This window comes from Candidatus Amarolinea dominans, assembly GCF_016704685.1.
Classification (GTDB): domain Bacteria; phylum Chloroflexota; class Anaerolineae; order SSC4; family Amarolineaceae; genus Amarolinea; species Amarolinea dominans.
Map to the genome: position 1 here is coordinate 95,787 of NZ_JADIZS010000010.1, position 26,129 is coordinate 121,915.

Below are 26,129 nucleotides of genomic sequence, written 5' to 3' on the forward strand. Positions count from 1 at the left end.
TTGAGATGTTAAATTTGTTGAACGACGGGAGGTTATCGAGGCGGCATAACTGACTCTGTTACAGATGTGTGCGTTGACCTCAACTGCTCACGTGGCACACACTATGCGGGATTAAATATATACTGCAAGCGGACACGAATTGCGCCTGTTTCCTTTTGTGGAAGTGTGAAGTCTATTTCCGCTTGCAGTACAGCATAGCGCGTTCTGGCGCCTGACACAAGCCCCGGGGCTTACGATTACCTTACAGATGCGAAAAAATGGGTCATCGGTACTATGGACGAGCACGCGCGGGCAGTTTGACCATTTCGCACGCCCTCGCTATAATGCGCCCATGTTCTCAACCACCCATCGTCCGTCGGTGGGCCATCTGTTCCTGGGCATCTGGTGCCTTCTCATCGGCATCGGATTGGTTCCCTTGCCAGCAGCCGCACAGGAAGCCCCTGTTTCACCCGCACCTTCTCCCTTGATCGAACAGATGGTTCGCCTCACCAATCGTGCGCGCAGTCAGCGCGGTCTCAACCCCTACTGGCTCAATCCACTGCTGAGCCAGGTCGCGCAGGCTCATGTCAATGACATCATCGCCAGCGGCCACCTGGGCCATGTGGGTTCGGATGGCAGCCGTGCGCCCGAACGCGTGCGCCGCGCCGGCTACAATGCGTCGCTCGTCAGCGAGAATTGGGTCTACAGCCGCGCCCTGGAAAAGGGCTTTGCCTGGTGGCTGGCAGATCCCCCGCATTATGAGAACCTCATGCACCGCCATTACAGGGAAATCGGTGTGGGCATGGCCGTCCCCCCCAACGGCTGGGGCCAGGTGTGGGTCATGCTCTTCGCCGCCAGCGCCGATGGCGGCACCGCGGCGGATGCCGTGTTGATTGCAGACGCAGGCGAGCCGGCGCCGGCCGTGGATTCTGCCGGCGGTGAGGCGCTCGTCACTGGCTCCACCTACATTGTGGAGCCGGGCGACACCCTGGAAGCCATCGGCCGCCGCCTGGGCATTCCCTGGTTGCGCATTGCCCAACTCAACGACATCAAGGATCCCACCAGGCTGCAGGCAGGCCAGGTGCTCGACATCCCTGACGCCGCGCCGCCCGCCGTCACACCGCCCGCGGACGCGCCCGCACCGGAGCAAGCCGCACCGCCGCCGCTTGAACCACCCGCGGCCGTGCAGCCCGCAGATGCAGCGCCGCAGGTTGCGCCACAGCCTCCCACAACATACACCGTGCAGGCAGGCGACGCGCTGGCTTCCATTGCCGGCCGCTTTGGGTTGACCTGGCAGACGCTGGCGCAATGGAACGGGCTGAACGCGAAATCTATCCTGCGCATCGGCCAGGTGCTGCGCCTGACCGCGCCGGCGCAGGCCAGCGCCGCGCCGCCCGCGCCGGCGCCGACCGTCTATCGTGTACGCGCCGGCGACTCGTTGTCAGCCATCGCCGCCCGCTTCGGCTCTTCCTGGCAAACTCTGGCGCGGCTCAACGGGTTGAACTCCGCCTCTATCCTGCGCATCGGGCAAACGCTGCGCCTGCGCTGACATGCAATGCGCTGATAGGTGCCGCTCGTGGCTCTGACACCAACGCTTCGCCAACTGCTGCACGCACACATTCACCTGGCGCCCACAGCCTGGGCGCAGGCGCCCGCGTCGGTGCGCGCCAGTTTTCGCAGCCCGTTCGAACCAGCGCAGCACCTGGCCCAAGCATTGGGACGCCTGCCGCCGTCGCTGCTGGCCTGGTGGGCCGAACTACCCAGCGGGCATATCCTGATCGGCGATCAGCGCGGCTATGCGCCCGGTCGCCTGTCCGATGATTCCCCTGGCCGGGTCAACGTCGCGCAGATTGCCCTGGCCGACCTTGCCAACCCCGCGGGGGGCCTGGGCGACGCCTGGTTCTGGATCGCCCACCTGCTCGACCATCACCTGGGCTGCCTGGGTGCAGCCGATGGCGCCTGGCTGTCCGATGGCGCCGGCAGCACACCGCGCTGGCAGGCGGTGGGGCAGCGCATCGCATCCCTGGCGCGGCTGGGCTATGACCCGCAGCCCGCCGCCAGCGGTGATCCTCATGCCTACCTGGCGGCCGGCCTGGCCCTTTTCATCGCTGACCGCGCCGCGCTGAACGTTCAGGATCCCAAGCTGGAGCGCCTGCTGGCAACCACGCTCTTGCACGAAGGTTTCTGCCGTCGTGCGTTGACTGCGACGACGTAGGAATGGGAAGGCGGCGCGGGGATCAAGATCGGGCATGTCAACCCGACATCTCCTGGCCTTTAGGTGGCGCGGTGCATTTGACAGAGAGAATGAACCGTTGTACAGTATTGCAGTACAGAACGATAACGAGAGGCTTATATGACAATCCAAACTACGTATACTCAAGCACGCGCTAACTTTGCCAAGCTCTGCAGCAGCGTTACCGCGAATCGTGACATCGTTATTATCCAGCGGCGTGGGGTCGAAGATGTGGCTTTGATTTCAGCCGCAGAGCTGACCAGCTTGATGGAGACGGCCTACTTGTTACGTTCACCCAAGAATGCAGAACGCTTACTCGCTGCGCTAAACCGCGCTCTGCACCGCGATATTGAACCACAATCTATCGAAGATCTGCGCCGTGAGGTGAGCCTTGAGGCAGCGACGAGAGAAGCCAGCGGCTGAGCATTTTCAGCGCGTAGCCGTATTTCAGCCAGAGTTCCGTGACGATTTGCGTTACTGGGTGGAGACAGATCGTAAGATCGCTTTACGAACATTCGATTTAGTCGAAGCTGTCATGCGCGATCCGTTTAGCGGTATGGGCAAACCGGAGCCTTTGAAGTACTTTGCCCCTGGTGCATGGTCCCGGCGACTGACGGATGAACATCGTATTGTATACCTGGTAAGTCACGACCGCATAGATTTTCTTCAGGCCCGTTATCATTACTGAGGACGTGTCGTTATTTCATCAATTCGCGCGGATTGAATCGTGAAGAAAGGGAAGTCCATGCTCTTTTCGCTGCTTCTGGTTCTCGGAGCTGTGGGTACAGCCACCCTCGGTCAACTCCTGCTCAAGAGCGGAATGACCGCCGTGGGACGGCTGGGTGCAAGCGCCCTACAGCAGCCATTGCAAACGGCGTTGGCAGTGGCAAGCGTGCCTACGATCTGGTTCGGGCTGGCCGCCTATGGCCTGGGCGCCGTGCTCTGGCTCGTCGTCTTGTCGCGGCTCGACCTGAGCTTCGCATATCCCCTGCTGGCTCTCTCCTATATCTTAATTCCGCTGCTCTCCTACCTGGTGTTGGGTGAAAATGTGCCCGCGCTGCGCTGGGTGGGCATTGCCGTCATTTTTATGGGCGTCGTCATCGTTGCGCGCACCTGATAAGGTCAAGCCATGTCACTACAAGTCATCCATCACAACCTCGGCAACGCCGGCGTGCTGTTCCTGGCGATTGCCGGCATCTGGGCGCTGGCCATCTACTTCCGACGCCGGGACATTGACGGTAATCTCTGGGGCATCCTGGCGATTGGCGAGCTGCTCTTTCTGGCCCAGGCCATCCTGGGGATGGTGATGTATGTCAACGGCGGCCGGCCGGCCCGTTTGATCCACTATCTCTACGGCATCCTGATGATGATCCTCATCCCTGCCACCTTCGCCTTCACCGGCGGCAAGACGACCCGCAGCGAAGCCCTGATCTACGGCCTCATGGCGCTCTTCATGGCCGCCATGGCCGCCACCCGCGCCATGACCACCGGTTAGCCTTCCTGCAGATCGGCCAGTGCTGCGCGCACGGTTGCGATGATGTCGGCCAGCGGCGCCAGGCGTGTCTCGTCCCCGCGACGCGGCTTCAACTCGATCCCGCCTGCCTTCAAGCTGCGGTCGCCCACCGTGATACGCAGCGGCAAGCCAATCAAGTCCGCGTCGTTGAATTTGACGCCGGGACTTTCGTCGCGATCATCCATCAGCACCTCGATGCCCGCAGCCCACAGGTCGCGATAGAGTTGTTCGGCCGCTGCCACCGCGGCCGGCGCTTTGCGGCCCAAAACCACCAGGTGTACCTGGTACGGCGCCACAGCCAGCGGCCAAACGATGCCCGCCCGGTCGTGATGCTCCTCCACCACGCAAGCCAGCAGGCGCCCCACCCCGATTCCGTACGATCCCATGACTACCGGTTTTTCGCGGCCAGTCGCGTCCAGAAACATCGCGCCCAACGCCTCGCTGAAGTGCGTGCCCAGCTTGAAGATGTTGCCCACCTCGACGCCGCGCACACTGCGCAGTGTCGCCGCGCACGTGGCACAGGCATCTCCAGCGGCCGCAGCCACGATATCAGCCACCACATCAGCCTGGTAATCACGACCATGATTGGTGTGCAACAGGTGCCAGCCCACCCGGTTGGCGCCGGCCACCAGGTTGGGCGACTGCGCCACCAGGTCATCCACCACGAGTGTGTAGGCGTCACGGCGGGCGCCGATGGGCGAGCCGTAGCCGGGCTGAGCGCCGATAGCCAGAATCTCTGCCTCGGTTGCCAGGCGCAGGTTGGTTGCTCCCACCACGTTGGCCAGCTTGGTCTCATTGACGTCCATGTCCCCGCGCACCACGGCAAAAACGAAACGCTCGACGCCCGGCCCCGCGCGGTCGAGCGTCGCCACCGTGAAGTAGGCTTTGGCGGTACGGCTGGCGGGCACCTGTAACAGATCTGCCAGGGCCGCAATCGTGGTGGTATCCGGCGTGGCAACTTGCGTCAGCGGAAGCAACGGCTCTGGCTGCGGCTGTGGTTTGCGCACAGTTGCCACCTGCCGATTGGCCGCGTAGCCGCAGGCATCGCACAACAGCAGCGTATCTTCGCCGATGGGGGTCAGGTACATGTACTCGTGCGCACTCTGCCCGCCCATCATGCCCACATCCGATTGCACCGCGACCACCGGCAGGCCACAGCGCCGGAAGATCTCGAAGTAGGCGTGGTAGTGCGCCTGATACTGCCGATCCAGCCCATCTGCGTCCGCGTCCAGGCTGTAGGAATCCTTCATGGTAAACTCACGCACGCGGATCAGGCCGCCGCGTGCGCGCGGCTCATCGCGGAACTTGGTCTGCAGGTGATAAACCAGCCGCGGCAGTTGGCGATACGAGCGCACCTCGCGCCGCACCAGGTCGGCCACCACCTCTTCGTGCGTCATGGCCAGCACCAGGTCGCGGCCGCCGCGGTCCTTGAAGCGCGCCAGTTCGGGGCCGATGCGGTCCCAGCGCCCGCTTTGCTGCCACAGCTCAGCCGGCTGCACCACCGGCATGGTCATCTCCTGCCCGCCGATCGCGTCTATCTCCTGGCGGATGATGGCTTCGATCTTGTTCAGGGCGCGGCGCGCCAGGGGTAGATAGGCAAAGATGCCCGCGGCCAGGGGACGAATCAACGCCGCGCGCACCATGAGCTGGTGGCTGGCAATCTCAGCCTCGGCCGGCGCTTCGCGCCAGGTTTGGCCAAACAACTGGCTCATACGCATAGCATGATTCCTTGTGCAATTTGTCGTGCGTTCAAAGTCACAAACCAGAACGGCCCCGGCATTCCTTTCCGGGGCCGTTCTAAGACCAGGGATTGTCGAGCAGGTCGTGGTTACTTGCGCAGGGTGGGCAGCCACATGCGCGGGCCGGAGCCAGAGCCGACGACGACGGAGCCATTGGTGGCCGCGGCGCCAGCGTCAATCACCGCACTGCGGTCGGTGATGCGCACCTTGGTGAAAGTCAACCCGCTGGTGCCGGCGCTCATTCCCTGGAACTGCATCGTAGCCAGCACGCCGCTGCCGTTCGGCCCCGCGCCTGTGCCCAAGGTGTAGGCGGCGAAGCGCACCGTACCGGCTGTGTTGTCAATCAGGGGGCCGAGCAAATAGGCCGTGTAGGTGCCGCTGCCGGTCAGCATCGGGCCAAGCGTCACCCCCGACGCGTGAACCACCGCCGGATCGAACGCAATGATGAACTCGAACGCGCCCAGGTTCTGCGCGTTGCTGATCTGCACATTGACGCTGCCGGTGTCATTGACACTGAGCGTTAACGGATTCGGTGCGAGGGCGATACTCGCTGCATTGGGTCCGCTGCCAGATATGCCGGCCGCGGTCAACGCGGCGACCGCCAGGCAAAACACCAGGGCCACCATTCCATGTCGTCGCATTTTGTCCTCCTGAAGTATCAGATCTCAGTGCCATGCGGGATAGAGCGTCCACGTGACCATCGTCATGACGCCATTGATTCCTGCCTTGTTACCGGGGTGGACGGCAATACCCGTTGGCAACTCACCGACCGGGAGGCCACACGGAATTTCCGCTATGAACCATACTGATAGAAACCGCGACCGCTCTTGCGGCCCAGGTGCCCGGCGCTGACCAGGCGGCGCAGCAGAGTCGGCGCCTTGAAGCGCGTCTCCCCCAGTTCCGCAAACAGCACATCGGCCACAAACAGAGTCGTATCGAGACCGACAAAATCGGTCAGGGTCAACGGCCCCATCGGGTGATTGGCGCCCATCATCATGCCATTGTCAATGTCCTCACGGCTGGCCAGGCCCTGCTCATAAACGCGGATGCCATCCAGCAGGTAGGGAATCAACAGGCGGTTGACCACGAAGCCCGGCGCGTCCTTGGCCACGATCATCTTCTTGCCCATGCGCTCGCCCACGGCGCGCGCGGTATCGAGGGTGGCGTCGTCGGTTTGCACGGTGCGCACCAGCTCAAGCAGCGGCATCACCGGCACCGGGTTGAAGAAGTGCATCCCCAACACTTGGTTGGGGCGGCGCGTGACGGCGGCCAGATCAATCACAGAAATGGATGAGGTGTTGCTTGCCAGAATGGTGTTCGCCGGGCAGATCGCGTCCAGCGCCCGGAAGATCCCCTGTTTCAGCCCTGCGTCTTCGGTCACCGCTTCGACGATCAGATCGCACGTCGCCAGGGCGTCATCCAGGCCAACGGCGCCGGACAGGCGGGTCTGCGCGGCTGCCTTGTCCTCTGCGCTCAGCTTGCCTTTGGCGACCGCCCGTCCCAGGGAGGACTCAATTCGTCCCAGGCCCTTCTTCAACAACTGCTCATTTTGCTCACGAATCAATACCTGAAAACCACTCTTGGCTGCCACTTCTGCAATCCCTGACCCCATGAGGCCACAGCCAATGATACCGATGGTTTTAACATCCATGATGGGTTGAACTTGCTCCTTTGTCTTGCTTCTACGGGAGGGGCGCACGGGCTGATTATAGCAAACGTGCCCATGCTTGGCAATTGCACCGTAGGCCCGGCGTCTGGTAAAGTCCTCACTCTCATGTTAAAATGTGCTGCAAGCGGGCACGAATTGCGCCTGACCCCTTAGGCGGAAAAGTGAAGTCTATTCCCGCTTGCAGCATAAGATCAGGAATCCATTGCAAATCCATCGTTGGGGAGATGTCCATGACCCTCTCGGTTGCACACATAGCCCAGGCCGATTTGGCCGATAGCCTCCGCCAGGCCGTGTCAGGCGCGGTGCGTTTCGATGCGACCAGCCGCCTGCTCTATAGCACCGATGCCAGCAACTACCAGATCGAGCCGCTCGGTGTGGTGATTCCGCGCGACGCGGCGGATGTCGCGGCCGCGGTCAGCGTCTGCGCGCAGGCCGGTGTGCCGGTCCTGGCCCGCGGCGCGGGCAGCTCCCTCTCCGGCCAGGCCATCGGCCGCGCCGTCATCCTTGATTGCTCGACCCACCTGAACCAGATCGAAGCCGTGGACGTGGAGGCGCGCTGGGTGCGGGTGCAGCCTGGGGTTGTCATCAACACCCTCAACGCCTATCTGCGACCGTTTGGCCTGATGCTCGGCCCTGACCCCGCCAGCGCCGAACGCGCCACAGTGGGCGGTAGCCTGGCCAACAACGCCACCGGCGCGCACTCCATCCTCTACGGCATGTTTGCCGACCAGGTGCTTGGCGCGGACGTGGTCCTGGCCGATGGCAGTTGCGCCCGCTTCGACACCCTGGCGCCAACCGATCCAGCCTGGGTCAGCCGGACCACAGGCGACACGCCCGCCGCCCGCATCTATGCCGGAGTGACCCGTCTCCTGGATACCTACGGGCAAGACATCCAGGAACGCTTCCCCGCCCACTGGCGCCGCTCCAGCGGCTATGGCCTGACCTACCTTCTGCCCGACGCGCCTGGCCGCCATCCCACCTTTTCGGTGCGACCGCAAGGCCTGGCCCCGCTGCTGGCCGGCTCTGAAGGCACCCTGGCCGTCCTGACCAGCGCCACGCTGGCGGTGGTGCCGCGCCCCAGCCGCACTGCGCTGGCGATCTGCCAGTTCGACGACCTGCTGGCGGCCATGGAGGCAACCAATGCCATCCTGGCGTGCCAGCCCTCAGCCGTGGAGTTGATGGATGACATGCTGATTGGCCTGGCGCGCCAGCAGCCCGGCACGGCCGGCAAGATGTTCTTCGTGGATGGCACGCCGGCCGCGCTCCTGGCCGTGGAGTTTACCGGCGCCAGCGAGGCTGAGCTAAACGCACACCTCGACCACCTGGCGTTGACCCTACGCCAGGCCGGCTGGCCGCGTCCGCCCCTGCGCCTGCTCGACCCGGCCAGCCAGGCCACGGTTTGGAGCGTGCGCAAGGTGGGCCTGGGCATCCTGATGAGCATCCGTGGCGACGCCAAGCCGATCCCGTGCATCGAAGATGTGTCGGTGCCGGTCGCCAACCTGCCTCGCTACGTGGCCGACGTGCTCGACCTGCTCAAACGTCATGGCACGCACGGCAGCTTCTACGCCCACGCCAGCGCCGGCTGCCTGCACGTTCGCCCCTTGGTCAACCTGAAGACCGCCGCGGGCGTGGAGTTGATGGTGGACCTGGCGGAGGGCGCCTGCGAACTGGCCCTGCGTCATGGCGGCGTCATGACCGGCGAGCACGGCGATGGCGTGGCGCACTCGCACCTCAATGCCCGTCTCTTTGGCCCGCGGCTGTACGCGGCCATGTGCGAGCTCAAGGCGATCTTCGATCCGGCCAACAGCCTCAATCCGGGCAAGAAGGTGCATGGGCCTGACCCGCGGGCCGATCTGCGCTACGGCCCGGCCTATCACACCCTTGAGTTGCACACCCACTACGATTTCGGCGCGGACGGCGGCTTTGCCGGCGCGATCGAGATGTGCAACGGCGCCGGCGTCTGTCGCAAAGAGAGCGGCACGATGTGCCCTTCCTTCCAGGCCACCCGTGAAGAAAAGGACTCGACGCGCGGCCGCGCCAACGCCCTGCGCGCGGCGCTCAGCGGCCGCCCCTCTGCGCTGGCCCTGACCGGCCCGGAATTGCACGATGTCATGGACCTCTGCCTGGGTTGCAAAGCGTGCAAGACCGAATGTCCAAGCAGCGTGGACATGACGCGGCTCAAGGGTGAATACCTGGCCCAGGTGCAGGAGGCGCAGGGAGTGCCGCTGCGCAGTCGGATTTTTGGTCACATCGCCCGACTCAGCAGCCTGGCCGCGCCGGTTGCCCCGCTGGCAAATTGGATGCTGCGCACGTCTGCGGCCCGGCTGGCGCTCAACGCGCTGGGCGTCCATCCCAACCGCACGTTGCCGCTGTTCAGCCACCAGACCTTCAGCGCCTGGTTCAAGCGTCGCCGGCCAGGGTTGCCCGCGGGGCCGGCGCAAGGGCCGGTGCTGCTCTTTCATGACACCTGGATCGAATACAACTACCCCGCGGTGGGTCAGGCCGCGGTCAAGCTGCTGGAAGCGGCCGGCTACCAGGTGTTGATTGCACCGCGGCGGCAGTGCTGCGGCCGCCCGCTGCTTTCCAAAGGGATGCTGGCGGAGGCAAAGCGCCTGGCGCAGCACAACGTCGGCGTGCTGGCGCCCTACGTGGCCCAGGGGATGCCGGTTCTGGGACTGGAGCCGAGCTGCATTCTGAGCTTCCGCGACGAGTATCTGGCGCTCTTGCCCGGAGATGAGCAGGCGCAGGCGCTCGCCGCGGCCAGTTTCACGATTGAGGAGTTCCTGGATCAGGAGCGCCGCGCGGGCCGCCTGCATCTCACCTTCAGACCGGGCCAGGAACAGATTCTGCTGCACGGGCATTGCCATCAGAAGGCGCTGGTAAGCACCGGCCCGGCATTGGCCGCTCTGCGCCTGTTGCCAGGACGCCAGATCAGCGAAATCGAGGCCGGCTGCTGCGGCATGGCCGGCGCGTTTGGCTATGAAACGGAGCATTACGCGATCAGCCGCAAGATCGCGGAGGATCGCCTGCTGCCGGCCCTCGCCGCGGCCCCCCAGGCGCAGATCGCGGCCGACGGCGTTTCCTGCCGCCAGCAGATCGCCCATTTCAGCGGCCGCCGCGCCCGCCATGTGGTGGAGGTGCTGGCGGAGGCGTTGGAGTGAGGGCGGAGATCGGCAATCGAAAATCGAAAAGGAGAAGGTAGAATGGGAACAGAGTTTGTGCGGGCCGGGCAGCCGGCGCCGAAGTTCAAGGTGAAGGCGGTGGGTTCGGGGCGTGAGATCAGCCCGGAAGCGCTGGCCGGCCAGGTGGCAGTGCTGGTGTTCGTCAATCAGGACACGCAGCGCGACGGTCGTGGCATCATCAAGGCCATCCGCGAGCAGTATCCGAGCGCAAGTCAGGTGACGATTGCCACGGCCGTGGATTTGTCGGCAGTACCGATCATCCTGAAAGGCATGGCGGAGAACGCGCTCAAGGAGTCGTACCAGAAGTCGGTGGCCCGGCTCGCGGCGGGCGAGGAGCCGGCCGCGTACGTCATCATCCTGCCAGACTGGAAAGGCGAGCTGCTGAAAGCCTTTGGCATCAAAGCCGTCAACAAGCAGCCCGCCTTTGTCGTCATTGACCGTCAGGGTTTGATCGGCGGCGGTTACCAGGGAGCCGATGGCGCCGCCGCGGCCACGGCATTATTGGCCGGTCTCGTCGCGTAGGTCATCGCCTCCGGCGTGACAACATGCGCCTCTCGGCCAACCCCCGTCACACCGTAGGTCATCGCCTCCGGCGTGACAACATTCGCATCGCGGCCAACCCCCGTCACACCGTAGGTCATCGCCTCCGGCGTGTCCCGGTTACTCTTCCAATGTGCTGATGTCGCCTTCGGGCAGGCCCTGGGCACGCGCTTTGAGGACGCGGCGCATGATTTTGCCGGAACGGGTCTTGGGCAGCTTGTCTACGAAGTTGACGGCTTCGGGTTTGGCGATGGGGCCTAAGTGCTGGCCGACATGAGCACGCAGTTCGTCGGCCAGGCCAGGGCTGGGTTGAAAGCCCTGGCGCAGGATGCAGAAGGCGTGAATGGCCTGGCCTTTGATCTCATGCGCCAGGCCGATGGCCGCGGCTTCGGCCACGGCCGGATGCGATACCAGCGCGCTTTCGATCTCGGCCGTGCCCAGGCGATAGCCGGAGACCTTGATGACATCGTCCACGCGGCCGATGATCCAGAAATAGCCATCCTTGTCACGGCGCGCCGAATCCCCGGCCAGGTATTTGCCCGGATATTTCGACCAGTACTGGCTCACATAGCGGTCTGGGTCTTTGTAGATGGTGCGCATCATCGCCGGCCACGGTTTCGTGAGCACCAGGTAGCCCTCTTCGTCATCGCGTACCGGATTGCCGGCCTCGTCCAGGATTTCGACCTCTTGTCCGAAAAAGGGCCGTGTGCCGCTGCCCGGCTTGAGCGGCATCACCGGTGTCGGCGTAATCATGAACATGCCGGTCTCCGTCTGCCACCAGGTGTCCATGATGGGGCAGCGCTCCGCGCCGATGACCCGGTGATACCAGCGCCAGGCCTCCGGGTTGATCGGTTCGCCCACGCTGCCGAGCAGGCGCAGCGATGACAGGTCGTGCCGGTGCGGCCACGACTCACCAAAGCGCATCAGGCCGCGGATCGCGGTCGGCGCGGTGTAGAGCACATTGATCCCGTACTTTTCGATGAGAGACCACCAGCGGTTGGGATAGGGATAGGTCGGCGCGCCTTCGTACATGAACGAGGTCGCGCCCATGATGAGCGGTGCGTAGACGATGTACGAATGACCGGTGACCCAGCCCGGATCGGCCGCGCACCACCAGCGGTCGTCATCGCGCAGGTCGAAGACATACTTGAGGGTCGAATAGATGCCCACCATGTAACCGCCATGCACGTGCAAGATGGCCTTCGGCTTGCCGGTGGTGCCGGAGGTGTAGAGCATGTAGAGCGGATCATCCGCGTCCATGACTTCGGTGGCGCATTTGGAGCCGGCGATCGGTAGCTTCATCAGGTCATGATACCAATAATCACGGCCGGTTTCCATGTTGACCTGGTGACCGGTGCGCTGCACGACCAGCACCGTTTCGATGGTCGGGCAGCGCTTGAGCGCCTCATCCATCGTCTTCTTGAGTTCGACGACCTTCCCGTTCATCCAGCCGCCGTCCGCGGTGATCGCGACCTTCGATTCAGAGTCCTCGATGCGTCCTTGCAGGGCATCCACGCTGAAACCGCCGTACACCACCGAATGAATGGCGCCAATTTTTGCGCAGGCCAGCATGGCAATGGTAATTTCGGGGATGCGCGGCATGTAGATCGTCACGCGATCGCCCTTCTTCACGCCCATGGCCTTGAGCACGTTGGCGAACTGGCAGACCTCACGGTTGAGGGCAAAGTAGGAGTAGGTGCGCACGCTGCCGTTTTCACCCACCCAGATCAGGGCCAGCTTATTGCGGCGTTCCGTCGCCTGGTGGCGGTCGAGCGCGTTGTGAACGATGTTGCACTTGGCGCCGACAAACCAGCGAAAGAACGGTGGGTTACTGTCATCCAGGACTTGGTCCCAGGGCTGGTACCAATCCAGTTCTGACGCCTCGTCGGCCCAGAAGCCTTGCAGATCCTCTGCGGCGTAGCGTGCCAGCGCATCCCAGTCCTTCAGGCGGGCACGTTCGATCACCGCAGCAGATGGATAATAGAACTCGCTCGTTGTGACCGCGGGGGTTTCGACATCCGATTCGCTCATATGGTCGCTCCTGTAAGAAAATGATGGCTGCGAAAGAAAAAGCAAGCGGCACGCGACAGCGCGCGCGAGGTCACATGGGTTGTCGTGAAAAGTCAGGGCGCATTATTGTACCAGATTCGTGCCAGATTCGGTAAATTTGCACCGGGCAGCGGGATTGGGCCTACCCTTTGACGTAGGATAGCTTCTCGCGGATGAGGCCGTTTGTCACCCGGAAGAGATCAACGCCCCGGACGTGCCCCTTTCGCCCTTCGGTGTCCACCCAACTGTATTTCCAACGCATGATGCAGCGCTCGCCAAGACCGAAGATCTCCTCGATCTCGATGTGGGCGCGAGGCGATTCGCGGAAGAAGTCCTCCCAAAAGCGCGTGACGACTTCTTTGCCCGCATAAACTGTGCCGTCGGGGGCCGGGTTCGTATTTTCGAAGACACAATCGTCGCTCATGAGCTGCATCATGCCTGCGACATCCTGACGATTGAAGGCTTTGTTGAAATCGAGCACGATGCGCATCGCATACTCTAATTTCGACATCCGGATTGGGCTCATATGAAAGATCCTCCTATTGAAAATCCTACCGAAAATCCTACCGAAACTGACTCGACAGATAGTGTGTTTGCTGCGGGCGGCTGCTATGGATTGAACCAGTCATGCAAATAGGCATAGGCTGATTCCAACCCGGCATGATCTATGATCGCCTGCGCCGCGGGCGGCCATGCTTGCCCGTCAACATAGACCGTGTTTTCGATCTGGATGTTGACGCCGTTGTTTCTCATTGCTTGAACGTTGGTATATGAATTGAGAACATGATTGTCATGGACGGTATCTATCCACATATCCAGCCACCCTGGCGCGGTGTCACAAACATTATTCTGAAACGTGATGGACGATGAACCTTCATCAGCGTAATAGCATCCGAAATCACCCTGCATCCTGCGCACGACGTTACCTTCGATCATCATTCCAGGCTGCTGCCCAAGTGTATAAACGCCGCCGCCATCTCGGGCGCGTTGCATCAGGTCGGTGATAACATTGTTGACGACATGGTTATCATGCGACGTGGTCGAATCTGGGGCCGATTTTGCAGTATTGTTTGTCAACCGGGCAGAAAAAGCGGACAGGAGGGTGAGGAGCGGATACAGTCTGCTTGCCGGGCCGGCGGGTCGCAAAGCGACCGCCAACTAAAACGAGGATAACGACAAACAGAACCAGAAAAAGTGGCTGAACGCGGCGTATTCGATGCGCCCCCCGTGGCGGTGATCTCAGTCACGCGGCCGGCGATGGGCGTCGGTCCGCGGCAGGCGCTCAGCAGGAGCAGCGCGCAGGCAGCAAGCCAGGCTAACAAGAAATAATGCCGAGGTCTCATTGCGTGCCTCCACCAATGCTTGCTGGCAGTGATAAATGGCCGTGTCCAGCAGCGGCGGGTTGCTTGCAGCCAGGACACGCGCAGAAGCCAGGTCATGCTGTGCTTTGATGAGCCAATTCCGCGTGAGCTGAGATTTGGCGTCGGTCATACAGAATTTCTCCTTGATGAGTGATCTTGAATTCCAACGAGGCGCGTACGTCGCGGAAAAAATCGAACTCCGCGCGAGTTTTCACGACGACGTCCTTGGCAATGTCAAGGCCCTTCAAACAGCGATGTCCAAGCAGCGAGCGTTCATAGTCCGTGAGGTCACTGTGCGCAACAACGACCATCAGATCAATGTCGCTGTCTGCGGTTGGCTTACCCCAGGCTTGTGAGCCAAACAGAATGACTTGCTCTGGTTGAAATTGCTCAACCAGTCGTCGTGTCACTTCCTGCAGTAAATCGCGGTCAATCGTTCTCATAGTCTTCATCCATCCTGACGCAATAACAACCATACCAGCTAGATTATAGACCCAAACGAGCGCCGAGTCAATCGAATCGTGTGTGCCGGGCCATCATCCAACCCGGGCGCAGGCCCACCGGATAAGGATCGCTCGTGGGTGAGGCCGTTGCCGGCTTGCCCGGCGATGCGTGGAGCAGCCAGCCTGCCGAGGGGGAAGTGGGGTCAGGCTGGTACGGCGGACGTTTCGGGTTGGGGAATGGCTGTGGCGCGGCGGAGGAACAGCGTGAGCAGGGGAGGTGTGAGCAGGGTGCTCAGGATGACTACGATCACCATGATGGAGAAGACCTGATCAGAAATAACGCCCAGGGCGCGGCCGGACGCGGCGAAGATCAAACCGACCTCGCCGCGCGGGATCATGCCCAGGCCGACGATCACCCGATTGACGGGGCCGGCGACCAGGCCGGAGACCATCTTGCCCGCGAAGGCGACGATCGTGATGCCAAGCGCGATCATCAGCGTGCCTGGATCGAGCAGAGTTTCCAGGCGCACGCTCATGCCGGTCAGGACAAAGAAGATCGGCACCAGGAAATGTCCCAGCGGCTCCAGCAGGTCCTCGATGTGGCGATCCAGGTGATGGGTGATGACTGTCTGCACTCGTGCCTTGACCTCGGCCGGCGCGCCGACCATGGCCTGACGCAAATCGGCCATGATCTTGGGGTCCTCGAAATGCTGGAAATGGACGGGGTCGAGCACCAGGCCGGCGGCAAAGGCGCCGACGATGGGCGCCAGGCCGATGGCTTCGGCGAAGTGCGCGGTGAGCAGGGCGAAGGCGATCGCCAGGGTGAACTTCATGCCCAGGCCGGTGTGGATTTTGGAAAAAACGCGGCCCAGGCGTGCGGCCAAAACCTGGCCCAGGACGATGGCGCCGACCAGGAAGGCGATGGCCTTGCCGGTGATGCCAACGATGGCGCCCAGGTCAACCGTGCCCGCGCTGACGATGGCCGACACCACGGCCAGGATGATCAGGCCGATGACATCATCAATCACCGCGGCCCCCAGCACCACCTGGGCCTCAGGCGTCTGCAGTTGGCCCAGGTCGCGGAAAACCCGCGCCGTAATGCCGACCGAGGTGGCGGTGAGGATGGCGCCAATGAAGAGATAGGCCACCGATGGCAAACCGGGCAGCAAGAGAGGGCCAACCAGGTAGGCGCCGAGCAGGAAGGGCGCCATGACGCCGACCAGCGCGACCGAGAGAGCGCGCATGCCGACGCGACGCATCTGCTGCACGTTCGATTCCAGGCCCACCTGGAAGAGCAAGATGACGACGCCCAACTCGGCCAGGAACTTGATGATCTCGTTGGTCTTGATCGGCTCCAAGCCATTCAGGCCCACCAGCGCGAGATTGCCCAGAAGGACGCCCACCAACAGCTCGCCCAGGACGGCCGGCTGCCCGATGCGCTCGACCAGGCTGGCGGTCCTGGCGGCCAGCAAAATGAGAACGATCCACACAAACGTGGAGGGTACACTGAGGCTTTGCGCCGGTTCGGCCAGGGCCTGCACAAACGGCAGCACCATGGCCAAGAGAGCTACGGGCGTCATCAAACGATTCAAGGTGATTTTCATGCAGTTCTCCGAAACTTCTGCGTGCGTTTGTGTCTGCGTGCGCTGGTCGTGGATGTGTGGCTATTGTAATGCTGCGGCTGAGCCAAAACCACGTTATTTTGCACGCAAAGACCGCGCTCTGTCTTGGCACATTGCACAAAATGGCGCCCGGAACCGGTTGCACACCGCGGGTCGGAGATTCTGGCGCGGGTTGCAGCGGCCCGTTTGGGGCCAGCGCGGCCGTTGCGCCCTGGCGCGGTGGACACCGTCAGGCGGTCATTTCGATTGTTCAGCCAGGGGCTTTACAGATGGCGGCAAATGGAATAAAATAAGGTCAACCCGATCCTGTTTCGCTTCTTCTTCGTTGATGAACTTTTTCTTCCGAATATCTATTGACTTTGGAGGTCAATTGTGTTAAATAGTTCGCAAGACATGGGACTGGATGAGATAGATTTACAGGTGTTGCGTGAGTTGCAGACCGACGGGCGAATCAGCAACGTGGAACTGGCCCGCCGCGTCAATTTGTCGCCGCCGGCCACGCATGCGCGTATCAGGCGCTTGCAACAGCAGGGCTACATCAAGGCGGCGGTAGCCATTGTGGATCGTGAGAAGCTCGGTTTCGATCTGCTCTGCTTCATCCAGATCAGCCTGCAGATGCATCAGTTGGAGCAGGTGGAGCGCTTCCGCCAGGCGGTACGCCAGATGCCGGAAGTGCTCGAATGTTATCACCTGACGGGTGAGTACGATTACCTCCTCAAGGTGGTCATTCGCAACCGCCAGGACCTGGAGCGCTTTGTGGTGGGCAACCTGACCCCGCTGCCCGGCGTGGCCCGCATTCACACCAGCGTGGTGTTCAGTGAAATCAAGTCGGCGACGGCGTTGCCGATTGGGTGAATTCAGCATTCAGCGTTCGACTTACAAGGGAGGCGTCAACGATGACACAATCAACCCCACAAACGATGGGCCAGCAGTTTGGCCGCCGCTCCTGGGCGGAGCCCTGGAAGATCAAGATGGTGGAGCCATTGCGCATGGTGAGCCGGGCCGAGCGGGAGAAGGCGCTGGTCGAGGCCGGCTATAACACTTTTCTCCTGCGCTCGGACGATGTCTATATTGACCTGCTGACCGACAGCGGCACCAGCGCGATGAGCGATCGTCAATGGGCCGGCATGATGCTGGGCGATGAAGCCTATGCCGGCAGCCGCAATTTCTACCACCTGGAAAACGCGATTCAGACCTACTACGGCTATCGCTACATGGTGCCCACTCACCAGGGGCGCGGCGCGGAACACCTGTTGAGCCAGACCAGCATCAAGCCGGGGCAGTATGTGCCGGGCAACATGTACTTCACCACCACGCGCCTGCACCAAGAGATGGCGGGCGGCATCTTCGTGGATGTGATCATTGACGAAGCCCATGACCCCGCCGACATGCACCCGTTCAAGGGCAATGTGGACCTGGCGAAGGTGGAAACGCTCATCCAGGAGAAGGGCGCCGCCAACATCGCCTATGTCAGCCTGGCCGGCACGGTCAACATGGCGGGCGGGCAGCCGGTCAGCATGGAGAATGCGCGCCAGTTGCGCGCCTTGTGCGACCGCTATGGCGTCAAAATCTATCTCGACGCCACGCGCATGGCCGAGAACGCCTACTTCATCCAGGAACGCGAGCCGGGCTATGCCGACAAGCCGATTGCGGCCATTGTCCTGGAGTTTTGCTCGTACACCGATGGCGCGTGGATGAGCGCGAAGAAGGACAGCCTGGTCAACATTGGCGGCTGGCTGGCCGTCAACGACTGGGACCTGTTCGAGGAACTGCGCAACCTGGTCGTGGTTTTCGAGGGCCTGCACACCTACGGCGGCCTGGCTGGCCGCGATATGGAAGCGATGGCGATCGGCACGGCCGAGTCTATGCAGGACGATCATATCCGCGCCCGCATCGGTCAGGTGCGCTACCTGGGCCAACTGCTCACCGACTGGGGCATTCCGATTGTGCAACCGGTGGGCGGCCATGCCATCTTCGTGGACGCACGCCGTTTCTACCCGCACATCCCGCAAAGCGAATTTCCCGCGCAGACCCTGGCGGCCGAGATGTATCTCGATTCGGGCATCCGTTCGATGGAGCGCGGCGTCGTCAGCGCCGGGCGCAATGCCAAGACCGGGGATCACAACTACCCCAAGCTGGAACTGACCCGCTTGACCATTCCGCGCCGCGTCTACACGCAGGCGCACATGGACGTGGTCGCGGAGTCGCTCAAGATTGTCTACGACAACCGTGACCAGACCCACGGTCTGCGCATGGTCTACGAGCCGAAGTATCTGCGCTTCTTCCAGGCCCGCTTCGAGCCGCTGGCGTGAGGACGCAGAGGAAATAGATCATGAAAATGTTGTTGAATGGTGAGTGGGTCGAGCGGGCGGCGCGCATGGAAGTGCGTGACCCGCAGGATGACAGCCTGGTTGATACGGTGCCGCAGGCCAACGCAGCCGATATGAACGCGGCCATCGCAGCGGCGGTCTGCGGCTTCGAGCGGACGCGGCGTCTGTCGGTGCATGAGCGCCACGCGATCCTGACACGGGCCGCGGACCTGGTCGCGGCGCGGCGTGAAGAATTCGCCTACACCATTGCCCGCGAGGGCATCAAGACGATTCGCGAGGCGCGTAAGGAGGCGTCACGCTGCGTGGACACCCTGCGCATCAGCGCGGAGGAGACGCGTCACCTGACCGGGGAAACCATCCCCTTCGATCAACGTCAGGGCAGCGAAAATCGTTTTGGCTTCTACATCCGTGAACCGATCGGCGTCATCGGCGCGATTGCGCCTTTCAACGACCCGCTGAACCTGGTGGCGCACAAGATTGGCCCGGCCCTGGCCTCCGGCAACACCATCATCGTCAAGCCTCATTCGGAGACGCCGCTCAGCGCCCTGCGCCTGGCCGAGGCCATTCAAGAGGCCGGCGCGCCGGCCGGCATGTTGCAGGTGATTACCGGCCGCGGCAGCGAAGTGGGCGATCTTCTGGTGAGCGATCCGCGCGTGCGCATGATCTCCTTCACCGGCAGTCGCGCGACCGGTGAAACGATCATGCGCAAGATCGGGCTGAAGAAGGTGGGCATGGAGTTGGGCAGCAATGCGCCGGTCATCGTGATGGCCGATGCGGATCTCGAACTTGCGGTCAGCGCCAACGTCAGCGGCGCGTTTTGGGCGGCCGGACAGAACTGCCTGCACGTGCAGCGCCTGTTGGTGCACGAAGCCATCTACGACGCGTTTGTGCCGCGCTTCGTCGCGGGGGCGCGCGCCTACCGCGTGGGCGACAAGCTGGACGAAGCCACCGACATGGGCCCCATCATCAATCGCGCCGAAGCGCTGCGCATCGAGCGCACAGTCAACGAGGCCATCGCGGCCGGCGCCACCGTGCTGTGCGGCGGCGAGCGCCACGGTAATTTCTATGCGCCCACTGTCATGACCGATGTGCCGGACAGCTGCGCGCTGGCGCAGGAGGAAATCTACGGTCCGGTGACGATCGTCTCCCGTATCCGCGACCTGGAAGATGCCATCCAGCGCGCCAATGCCGTGGACTATGGCTTGCAGGCAGGCATCTTCACCCGCGATCTGCAAAAGCGCGTTCCAGGCCATGCGCGAACTGCGCGTGGGTGGGGTGATGATCAACGATAGCACCGATTACCGGATTGATGCCATGCCGTTTGGCGGCGTCAAAGGGTCCGGCCTGGGTCGCGAAGGAATTCGATTCGCGGTCCATGAGATGACAGAGCCAAAAGTGGTTTGCTTCAATCTGTAAAACCTGCTGTAAAACCTGTGAGACGGGCGCGGATGAGCCGCCAAGAGGAGATGTAATTCATGTCAACGACCATGTCAGTCAGCATGACAACCGTCGCGGAATCGGCCAGCGTGCAGGATTACCTGGCGCGCGGGCAGGAGATGAGCCAGGCCGCCGCGGCCCGCCGCGCCATCATGCGCGCCAAGAAGTTCGACACCATCGCCGTGCATGGCATGTATGACATGCGGGAGGCGTTGGCCAATCAAGGCAGCATCCTGGAGCCGGCCTTTCTCAGCCCGGCGCAGCATTTCGAGAACAGCAATCACATGGAAGTTGCGCTGGCCTACCAGATGCCATCGTGGACCTACTCGCGCATTGCCAACCCCACCCTGCACTACCTGGAAGAAACGCTGGCCCTGCTCGAAGGCTATGGCTACGCCGGTGAGGTTAGCGCCTGTGTCACCGGGTCGGGGATGAGCGCCATCTTCATGGCGACCAATCCCTTCCTGGTCGTGACGCCGGCCTCCAGCCGCAGCAACGGGCACGGCAGCTACCCCATGAATTTTGTCACCAGCGCCAAATGCTACGGCGGCACCTTCATGCTCTTCAGCCGCTACGCAGCCGAGCGGGGCGTCGAGGTGCGCTGGGTGCGCGATCCGCTCGATGTCAATGAATGGGCCAGTAAGATGGACGCCAACACGCGCTTCGTCTTTGGCGAAATGCCCTCGAACCCTGGTTTGGGCATGTTCGACCTGGCCGCGGTGGCCGACCTGGCCCATGCGCACGGCGTGCCGTTGATCGTGGATGCCACCGTGGCCACGCCGGCGCTCATGCGCCCCTTGCAGCACGGCGCGGACATCGTCGTGCATTCGGTCAGCAAGGCCATGGCCTCCAGCGGTTTTGCCATTGCCGGCGCGCTGGTTGCCCGCCACGATCTTCCCAGCCGGGTTGGCTCGGACGAGATGCGCGCCAATTTCGCCATCTACACCAAGCTGCTGCCCTTCCGCGATCATGGCCCGGCGCTCAGCCCCTTCAACGCGCTGATGACGCTGAATGACCTGCGCACCCTGCGCCCCAAGCTCGATCAGATGAGCCGCGGCGCCATGCAGGTCGCTAACTTCCTGGCGGATCACCCGGCCGTGGCCGAGGTGAGCTATCCCGGTCTGGCAAGCACCCCCGGCCATGATGTGGCCGCCCGTTACATGTGGCTGGCTGACGGCGCCGATGATTACGGCCAGGAGGTCAACCGCTACGGCTACCTGCTGAGCTTCACCGTCAAGGATGATGCGCAGGCCGCGCGCCGGGTCTTCGACAACCTGCAGATGGTCTGGCGCGCCACCGACCTGGGCCGCATCAAGAGTGTTGCCACGATCCCGGCCATCTCCACCCATCAACAGCAGGGCGAGGCTGGCCGCAACCTGGGCGGCGTGTCCGGCAACCTGATCCGCCTCAGCATCGGCGCCGAACACCCCGCCGACATCATCGCCGACCTCGATCAGGCGCTGTGGGCCGGCAGGCGTTGAAAAAGGAATCTGCCCCCAGCACCACGCTGGGGGCAGATTATCACACTGCAAACTCAATTTGCAATTGGTGTAGGAATGCCCATCCAGCGGTGTTCTCGGAATTGCAGTTTGCTGCGGCTTGTATGGAGAAAGAGAAACTCGCGCAGCGGGTATTGCTGATGGAAGTGCCGGTAACAGTTCATCGCCGCCATCCCATCCGCGCAGCTTTCGAGCACCGCCACAGAATCCACCTTCCACTGCTCATCGTCGCTCTGTGATTCCAACGCCTCCATGACCACCCACTGCTCAGGATACGCGTGCTGAACCTCTGTCCAAGTCATACAATCACCTCCTCACCCACATCACAATCACCATACCCCCATTATACAACCCTCTCACCTCCCAAACAAGCCCCCCAATCTCCGGTCTCTGAAGAGAGATCAGGGATCAGAGACCAGAGACCGGATGCGTGGAAGGCGGGGGTTCTCCGGTCTCCGGTCTCCGGTCTCCGTTCCTCATTCCTCATTCTCCCCCCAGATTGCACGTTCCGCCGACTTGATGTAAAGTACAATAAAAGGAGTTTCTCGCCATTGGGGGAGAAGACAGCATCCGTGTCCGTACCACAGGTCCCACCCTCCGCAACCACGCCCACTGCTCCGCTGCAACTGCGCGTCTTAGGCTCAAGCGAGATTTCCTGGCAGGGCCGCCCACTTGCCATTACACGCCGGCAGGCACGCGCGCTGCTCTGGCGCCTGGCCGTTCGTCTGCGCCCGGTCGCACGTGACGATCTGGTGTTCCTCTTCTGGCCGGACGCACACCAGACCGCCGCACGCCGCAACCTGACGCACCTGCTGACCCATCTGCGCCGCGCCTTCCCCCAGCCGAACCTCCTGCAACTGAGCGATGATCACGTCAGCCTGGACCCGGCGCTGGTCTGGTCTGATGTGGACGCGTTTGCGAGCCTGTGTGCCACGCCAACCGGCGCCGGGCGGCGCGCGGCGTTGCGCCGCGCCCTCGACCTGTATCGCGGGCCTTTCCTGCCAGGACTGACGATCCCTGAAAGCGCCGAGTACGAGCAGTGGCTGGAGCACGAACGGGAAACGTTGCACAACACCTACGACGCCGCGGTCAGTGCTGTGCTCGAGCACTGCCAGACTGAGGGCGATTATGAGACCGGCATTGCCCTGGCGCAGCATTACCTGGCGCAGGATGACGTGCGTGAGGAAATTCACCGCGCGCTCATGGTGCTCTACGCGCTCAGCGGCAACCGCGTCGCGGCTCTGCGCCAGTTCGACCGTTTGGTCGCCGTCCTGGAGCGCGAGTTGGGCACGCATCCCCTGGATACCACGCGCGCTGCTTACCAGGCCATTCTGTACGGACAACTGGAGCGCCTGGCGCAACCGCAGACGCGACCGGCGTGGGTAGCGCTGCCCGGCGCTGATGTGCCCTTGCTCGGGCGCGACGAAGCGCTGCGTCAGCTCCAACAGCAGTTCGCACGCGCGCAGAGCCGCCAGGGCAACGTGGTCTGGATCAACGGGGAGCCGGGGATCGGCAAGACACGGCTGGTGCATGAGTTTGTCAACGCCGCGCGCGAACGGGCTGCGCTCTTCGTGGGCCTGGGCGACGCGCAGCGCACTGAACATGTCCTGCCCTACCAGGTGGTCGGCGAGGCCCTGCGTTCGCTCCCCGATCTGCCCACGCTCGTGTCACAGGCGGCCCCGGTGTGGCGCCAACAGGCGGCGCGTCTGCTGCCGGAGCTTGCGTTCGGCCAGGCCGCGACGCCTTTGCCTGACAGCGCCGATCCGGCGGAGGCGCGTTTGCACCTGCTCAATGCCCTCAGCCAGATCGTCCTGCACCTGGCTGAAATTCAACCGCTGGTCCTGTGTCTGGATGATCTGCACTGGGCGGACGCGGCCACCCTTGACTGGCTGGCCTACCTGGGGCGCCGGCTGTATGGCAGCCGCATCCTGGTGCTGGCCACCGTGCGCAGTGAAGAGGCCGCGCCGCTGCACGAATTACGCCACAGCCTGGCACGCGCCGGCGTGTTGACCGAAATTGACCTGGGCGCGCTGGATGTGCCGATGGTGCGCCGCCTGGCGCAGTTCATGACCGGGGCGACAATCCTCGCTGATACGACGGTTGTGCAGTTGCACCGGGTCACGGGCGGCAACCCCTTCTTTCTCCTGGAGACCTTGCGCGCCCTCATGGAGGCCGGCAATTGGCCGCCGCAAGCGACAACGGCCGCCCAGGAAACTGATCTGCCGCTGCCGGACACCGTGCGCCAGGCAGTTGAGATACGCCTGCAACGGTTGACGCCCCTGGCGCGCCAAATCCTGGAAGCCGGCGCCATCCTCGGCAATGCCATGCGCCGCGATGTGCTGTACCTGACCGCCGGCCGTGATGAACTGGAGTCAATCAGCGCCAGCGAAGAACTGTTAGCCCGCCAGTTGCTTGGCGAACACGCGGCGGGCTACCATTTTCTGCATGAACTGGTGCGCTCGGTTGTCTATCAGCACCTGAGCGTGGGCCGGCGTCTGCTCCTGCATCACCGGGCGGCCGAAGCCCTGGAGAAGATTTTTGCGTTCGAGATCAGCGCGCTGACGCAACGCGATAAACCAGGCGCTGCACCGCGGCGACCGGCACGCGGGCAGGGTCTGTCCGATGATGAGCTGCTGGCGGCGCTGGCGCTGCATCACGCGGCCGCCCGCCACACCTATCACGGCCAGGAAACAGGCAAGGCCGTGACGTACCTGCTGCTGCTGGGCGACCGTGCGCGCGGCCTGTATGCGCACCAGGCGGCAGTGGAGGCTTACGAGCAAGCGCTGGCCTTGTTGGAGCAGATGGGCGAGTATGAGCAAAGCGCGCGTACGCTCATGAAGCTGGCTTTGACCTATCACACCGCGTTTCAATTCCCGCAGGCGCGCCAGGCCTACGAACGGGGATTTGCCCTCTGGCAGCGCAGCAGCAGCCAACCCCTGCCGCCGGCCGCGCGCCAGCCGCAGACCTTTCGCATCAACTGGACTGAACCAACGGCGCTGGACCCGGCGCAAACCTGGGAATTCTACACCAGCGGCACGGCCGACCTGCTTTTTCGCGGCCTACTCGAACGCACGCCTGACCTGGGCGTGGTGCCGGCGGTGGCGCGCGCGTGGGATGTGCGCGACGGCGGCCTGACCTACGTTTTTCATCTGCGCGAGGACGTGCGCTGGAGCGACGGCCGGCCGGTGACCGCGGGCGACTTCGAGTATGCCTGGAAGCGCATCCTGGGCGGCACGCCGCGTTCGCCATTCTTGGGCCTGTCGTTCGACGACATCAAGGGCGCAGAGGCCTATCGCCAGGGCCGGTTGACCCACATTGACCAGGTGGGCGTGCATGCGCTGGACGATCTGACGCTACTGGTGGAACTGGAGCGGCCCACGGGTTACTTCCTGCAATTGATGGCCTGCAGCGCCTGGTACCCGGTGCCGCGGCATGTGGTGGAGAAACAGGGCGCAGCCTGGACACAGCCGGAGCATTTTGTGAGCAATGGCCCCTATCGCCTGGCTGCCTGGCAAGCGGGCCAGCGCCTCTCGTTGGTGCGCAACACGGCTTACTTTGGCCGCTGTGCCGGCAACATCGAACGGGTGGAACTATCCCTGGGCCTGAGCTACGACGCCGGCCTGGCCGCGTATGAGGCCGATCAACTCGATGTGCTCAACCTGGAAGGCGCCTCACCCGGCATGCAAGATCGCGCCCGCCAGCGTTTTCCCGGCGACTACGTGTCGCTGCCCACCTTGCGCTCGTGGATTTTGCAGTTCGATGCCTCGCAGCCGCCATTCGACAATCCTCTCTTACGGCGCGCCCTGGCCCTGGCGCTTGATCGCACCTACCTGGCCGAGGTGGTGCAGCGCGGTTACGAATTTCCGGCCAGCGGCGGCTTCATTCCGCCCGGCATGCCCGCGCACAGCCCTGGCCTGGCCCTGCCTTTTGATCCGCAGGCCGCGCGCGCAACCCTGGCCGCGGCCGGCTATCCGGGTGGCCGCGGTTTGCCGCCCCTGACCGCGCTGAGCCACGCCGGCACCGACCCCATTTGCCATTACGCCCAGCAGCAGTGGCGCCAACACCTGGGCGTGCAGGTTGACTGGGACATTGTGCCGGTGGGGCAGCTGGTGGATCGTCTGCTGACCACGCGCCCCGCGCTGCGCATCACCGCCTGGGCCGCCGATTTCCCCGACCCCGACAATTTCCTGCGTGAGGTGATCTTTCGCCGCATCTACGGCGGCTGGCGCCATCCCCAGTATCAAGCCCTGGTCGAAGAGGCGCGCGTCACCCCGCACCAGGACAAGCGTGTGCGCCTCTATCAGGCGGCCGAGCAGATTCTAATCCGCGAGGCTGCGCTGGTGCCGCTCCTCTACGCCCGCTACTCCTTGCTCCTCAAACCCCGCATCAAACGCTTTCCCACCTCCGCACTCGAATGGTGGTTCTGGCAAGACGTCCTCATCGAGCCTTGACCTGGCGCCAAATTGCCTCGAAACTCGTTGATTTTTCCCCCTAAAAACACCCATTTGTAGCCAGTTTGTAGCCACTTGCGTG

The 26,129-nt window shown here is 63.0% G+C and carries 21 protein-coding genes and 1 pseudogene; 13 read left to right on the forward strand and 9 right to left on the reverse strand.

What is annotated here, in order from left to right; all coding sequences use genetic code 11:
- Positions 1 to 331 precede the first annotated feature (331 nt).
- The 6 genes from IPF85_RS08085 (at position 332) to IPF85_RS08110 (ending at position 3,707) form a co-directional block, all read left to right on the forward strand.
- Entirely contained in the window at positions 332 to 1,528 is a 1,197-nt protein-coding gene (locus IPF85_RS08085) for a LysM peptidoglycan-binding domain-containing protein (RefSeq protein ID WP_343407561.1), read from the forward strand.
- Between the two features lie 27 nt (positions 1,529 to 1,555).
- Positions 1,556 to 2,194: a hypothetical protein gene (locus tag IPF85_RS08090; RefSeq protein ID WP_343407562.1), complete on the forward strand. Its 639-nt coding sequence runs from the start codon at positions 1,556 to 1,558 to the stop codon at positions 2,192 to 2,194.
- 138 nt (positions 2,195 to 2,332) lie between these two features.
- A complete protein-coding gene (locus tag IPF85_RS08095; RefSeq protein ID WP_343407563.1) occupies positions 2,333 to 2,635 on the forward strand; it encodes a type II toxin-antitoxin system prevent-host-death family antitoxin in 303 nt (100 codons plus the stop codon).
- Positions 2,604 to 2,900 (forward strand): Txe/YoeB family addiction module toxin, encoded by a 297-nt coding sequence (locus tag IPF85_RS08100; RefSeq protein WP_343407564.1) that lies wholly within the window; start codon positions 2,604 to 2,606, stop codon positions 2,898 to 2,900. The genes IPF85_RS08095 and IPF85_RS08100 overlap by 32 nt, the downstream gene beginning before the upstream one ends.
- A gap of 57 nt (positions 2,901 to 2,957) precedes the next feature.
- Complete coding sequence (locus IPF85_RS08105; protein ID WP_343407565.1) at positions 2,958 to 3,329, forward strand: EamA family transporter; 372 nt, start codon at positions 2,958 to 2,960, stop codon at positions 3,327 to 3,329.
- 12 nt (positions 3,330 to 3,341) lie between these two features.
- Positions 3,342 to 3,707 carry a hypothetical protein gene (locus IPF85_RS08110; RefSeq protein ID WP_343407566.1) on the forward strand — a complete coding sequence of 122 codons (366 nt, stop codon included), beginning with the start codon at positions 3,342 to 3,344 and terminating at the stop codon, positions 3,705 to 3,707.
- Here IPF85_RS08110 and IPF85_RS08115 read toward each other — a convergent pair.
- The 3 genes from IPF85_RS08115 to IPF85_RS08125 all read right to left on the reverse strand — a co-directional run bounded on the left by IPF85_RS08115 (position 3,704) and on the right by IPF85_RS08125 (position 7,115).
- Positions 3,704 to 5,437 carry a proline--tRNA ligase gene (locus tag IPF85_RS08115; RefSeq protein WP_343407567.1) on the reverse strand — a complete coding sequence of 578 codons (1,734 nt, stop codon included), beginning with the start codon at positions 5,435 to 5,437 and terminating at the stop codon, positions 3,704 to 3,706. The genes IPF85_RS08110 and IPF85_RS08115 overlap by 4 nt on opposite strands.
- A gap of 116 nt (positions 5,438 to 5,553) precedes the next feature.
- Positions 5,554 to 6,105, reverse strand: coding sequence for a cohesin domain-containing protein (locus IPF85_RS08120; RefSeq protein WP_343407568.1), 552 nt, complete (start codon positions 6,103 to 6,105; stop codon positions 5,554 to 5,556).
- Between the two features lie 152 nt (positions 6,106 to 6,257).
- Positions 6,258 to 7,115: a 3-hydroxybutyryl-CoA dehydrogenase gene (locus tag IPF85_RS08125; protein ID WP_343407569.1), complete on the reverse strand. Its 858-nt coding sequence runs from the start codon at positions 7,113 to 7,115 to the stop codon at positions 6,258 to 6,260.
- A 248-nt stretch (positions 7,116 to 7,363) separates the two neighbouring features.
- On the opposite strand from IPF85_RS08125, the gene IPF85_RS08130 reads away from it, so the two are divergent.
- The gene (locus tag IPF85_RS08130) at positions 7,364 to 10,294 is read left to right on the forward strand and encodes an FAD-linked oxidase C-terminal domain-containing protein (RefSeq protein ID WP_343407570.1); all 2,931 of its coding nucleotides are present in this window, start codon (positions 7,364 to 7,366) and stop codon (positions 10,292 to 10,294) included.
- A gap of 42 nt (positions 10,295 to 10,336) precedes the next feature.
- The gene (locus tag IPF85_RS08135; protein WP_343407571.1) at positions 10,337 to 10,837 is read left to right on the forward strand and encodes a redoxin domain-containing protein; all 501 of its coding nucleotides are present in this window, start codon (positions 10,337 to 10,339) and stop codon (positions 10,835 to 10,837) included.
- 138 nt (positions 10,838 to 10,975) lie between these two features.
- On the opposite strand, the gene acs is transcribed toward IPF85_RS08135, so the two are convergent.
- The 5 genes from acs to IPF85_RS08160 form a co-directional block, all read right to left on the reverse strand.
- Positions 10,976 to 12,886: an acetate--CoA ligase gene (acs, locus tag IPF85_RS08140; protein ID WP_343407572.1), complete on the reverse strand. Its 1,911-nt coding sequence runs from the start codon at positions 12,884 to 12,886 to the stop codon at positions 10,976 to 10,978.
- A 160-nt stretch (positions 12,887 to 13,046) separates the two neighbouring features.
- Positions 13,047 to 13,430 carry a nuclear transport factor 2 family protein gene (locus IPF85_RS08145; protein WP_343407573.1) on the reverse strand — a complete coding sequence of 128 codons (384 nt, stop codon included), beginning with the start codon at positions 13,428 to 13,430 and terminating at the stop codon, positions 13,047 to 13,049.
- Positions 13,431 to 13,513: 83 nt separating this feature from the next.
- Complete coding sequence (locus IPF85_RS08150) at positions 13,514 to 14,050, reverse strand: hypothetical protein (protein ID WP_343407574.1); 537 nt, start codon at positions 14,048 to 14,050, stop codon at positions 13,514 to 13,516.
- 289 nt (positions 14,051 to 14,339) lie between these two features.
- Positions 14,340 to 14,708 (reverse strand): nucleotidyltransferase domain-containing protein, encoded by a 369-nt coding sequence (locus IPF85_RS08155; protein ID WP_343407575.1) that lies wholly within the window; start codon positions 14,706 to 14,708, stop codon positions 14,340 to 14,342.
- Between the two features lie 203 nt (positions 14,709 to 14,911).
- Positions 14,912 to 16,312: a cation:proton antiporter gene (locus IPF85_RS08160; RefSeq protein WP_343407576.1), complete on the reverse strand. Its 1,401-nt coding sequence runs from the start codon at positions 16,310 to 16,312 to the stop codon at positions 14,912 to 14,914.
- Between the two features lie 411 nt (positions 16,313 to 16,723).
- Here IPF85_RS08160 and IPF85_RS08165 point away from each other — a divergent pair, with 411 nt between their 5' ends.
- The 4 genes and pseudogenes from IPF85_RS08165 (at position 16,724) to IPF85_RS08180 (ending at position 21,578) form a co-directional block, all read left to right on the forward strand.
- Complete coding sequence (locus IPF85_RS08165; RefSeq protein ID WP_343407645.1) at positions 16,724 to 17,185, forward strand: Lrp/AsnC family transcriptional regulator; 462 nt, start codon at positions 16,724 to 16,726, stop codon at positions 17,183 to 17,185.
- A 41-nt stretch (positions 17,186 to 17,226) separates the two neighbouring features.
- Entirely contained in the window at positions 17,227 to 18,642 is a 1,416-nt protein-coding gene (locus IPF85_RS08170; RefSeq protein ID WP_343407577.1) for a tyrosine phenol-lyase, read from the forward strand.
- A 20-nt stretch (positions 18,643 to 18,662) separates the two neighbouring features.
- Positions 18,663 to 20,076: pseudogene (locus IPF85_RS08175) on the forward strand (aldehyde dehydrogenase family protein).
- A gap of 59 nt (positions 20,077 to 20,135) precedes the next feature.
- Positions 20,136 to 21,578 carry an aminotransferase class I/II-fold pyridoxal phosphate-dependent enzyme gene (locus tag IPF85_RS08180; RefSeq protein ID WP_343407578.1) on the forward strand — a complete coding sequence of 481 codons (1,443 nt, stop codon included), beginning with the start codon at positions 20,136 to 20,138 and terminating at the stop codon, positions 21,576 to 21,578.
- Positions 21,579 to 21,631: 53 nt separating this feature from the next.
- Here the strand turns inward: IPF85_RS08180 and IPF85_RS08185 are convergent, their stop codons facing one another.
- On the reverse strand, positions 21,632 to 21,898 hold the full coding sequence (locus IPF85_RS08185) for a hypothetical protein (RefSeq protein ID WP_343407579.1): 267 nt from the start codon (positions 21,896 to 21,898) through the stop codon (positions 21,632 to 21,634).
- 270 nt (positions 21,899 to 22,168) lie between these two features.
- On the opposite strand from IPF85_RS08185, the gene IPF85_RS08190 reads away from it, so the two are divergent.
- On the forward strand, positions 22,169 to 26,047 hold the full coding sequence (locus tag IPF85_RS08190; protein WP_343407580.1) for an ABC transporter substrate-binding protein: 3,879 nt from the start codon (positions 22,169 to 22,171) through the stop codon (positions 26,045 to 26,047).
- Positions 26,048 to 26,129 lie beyond the last annotated feature (82 nt).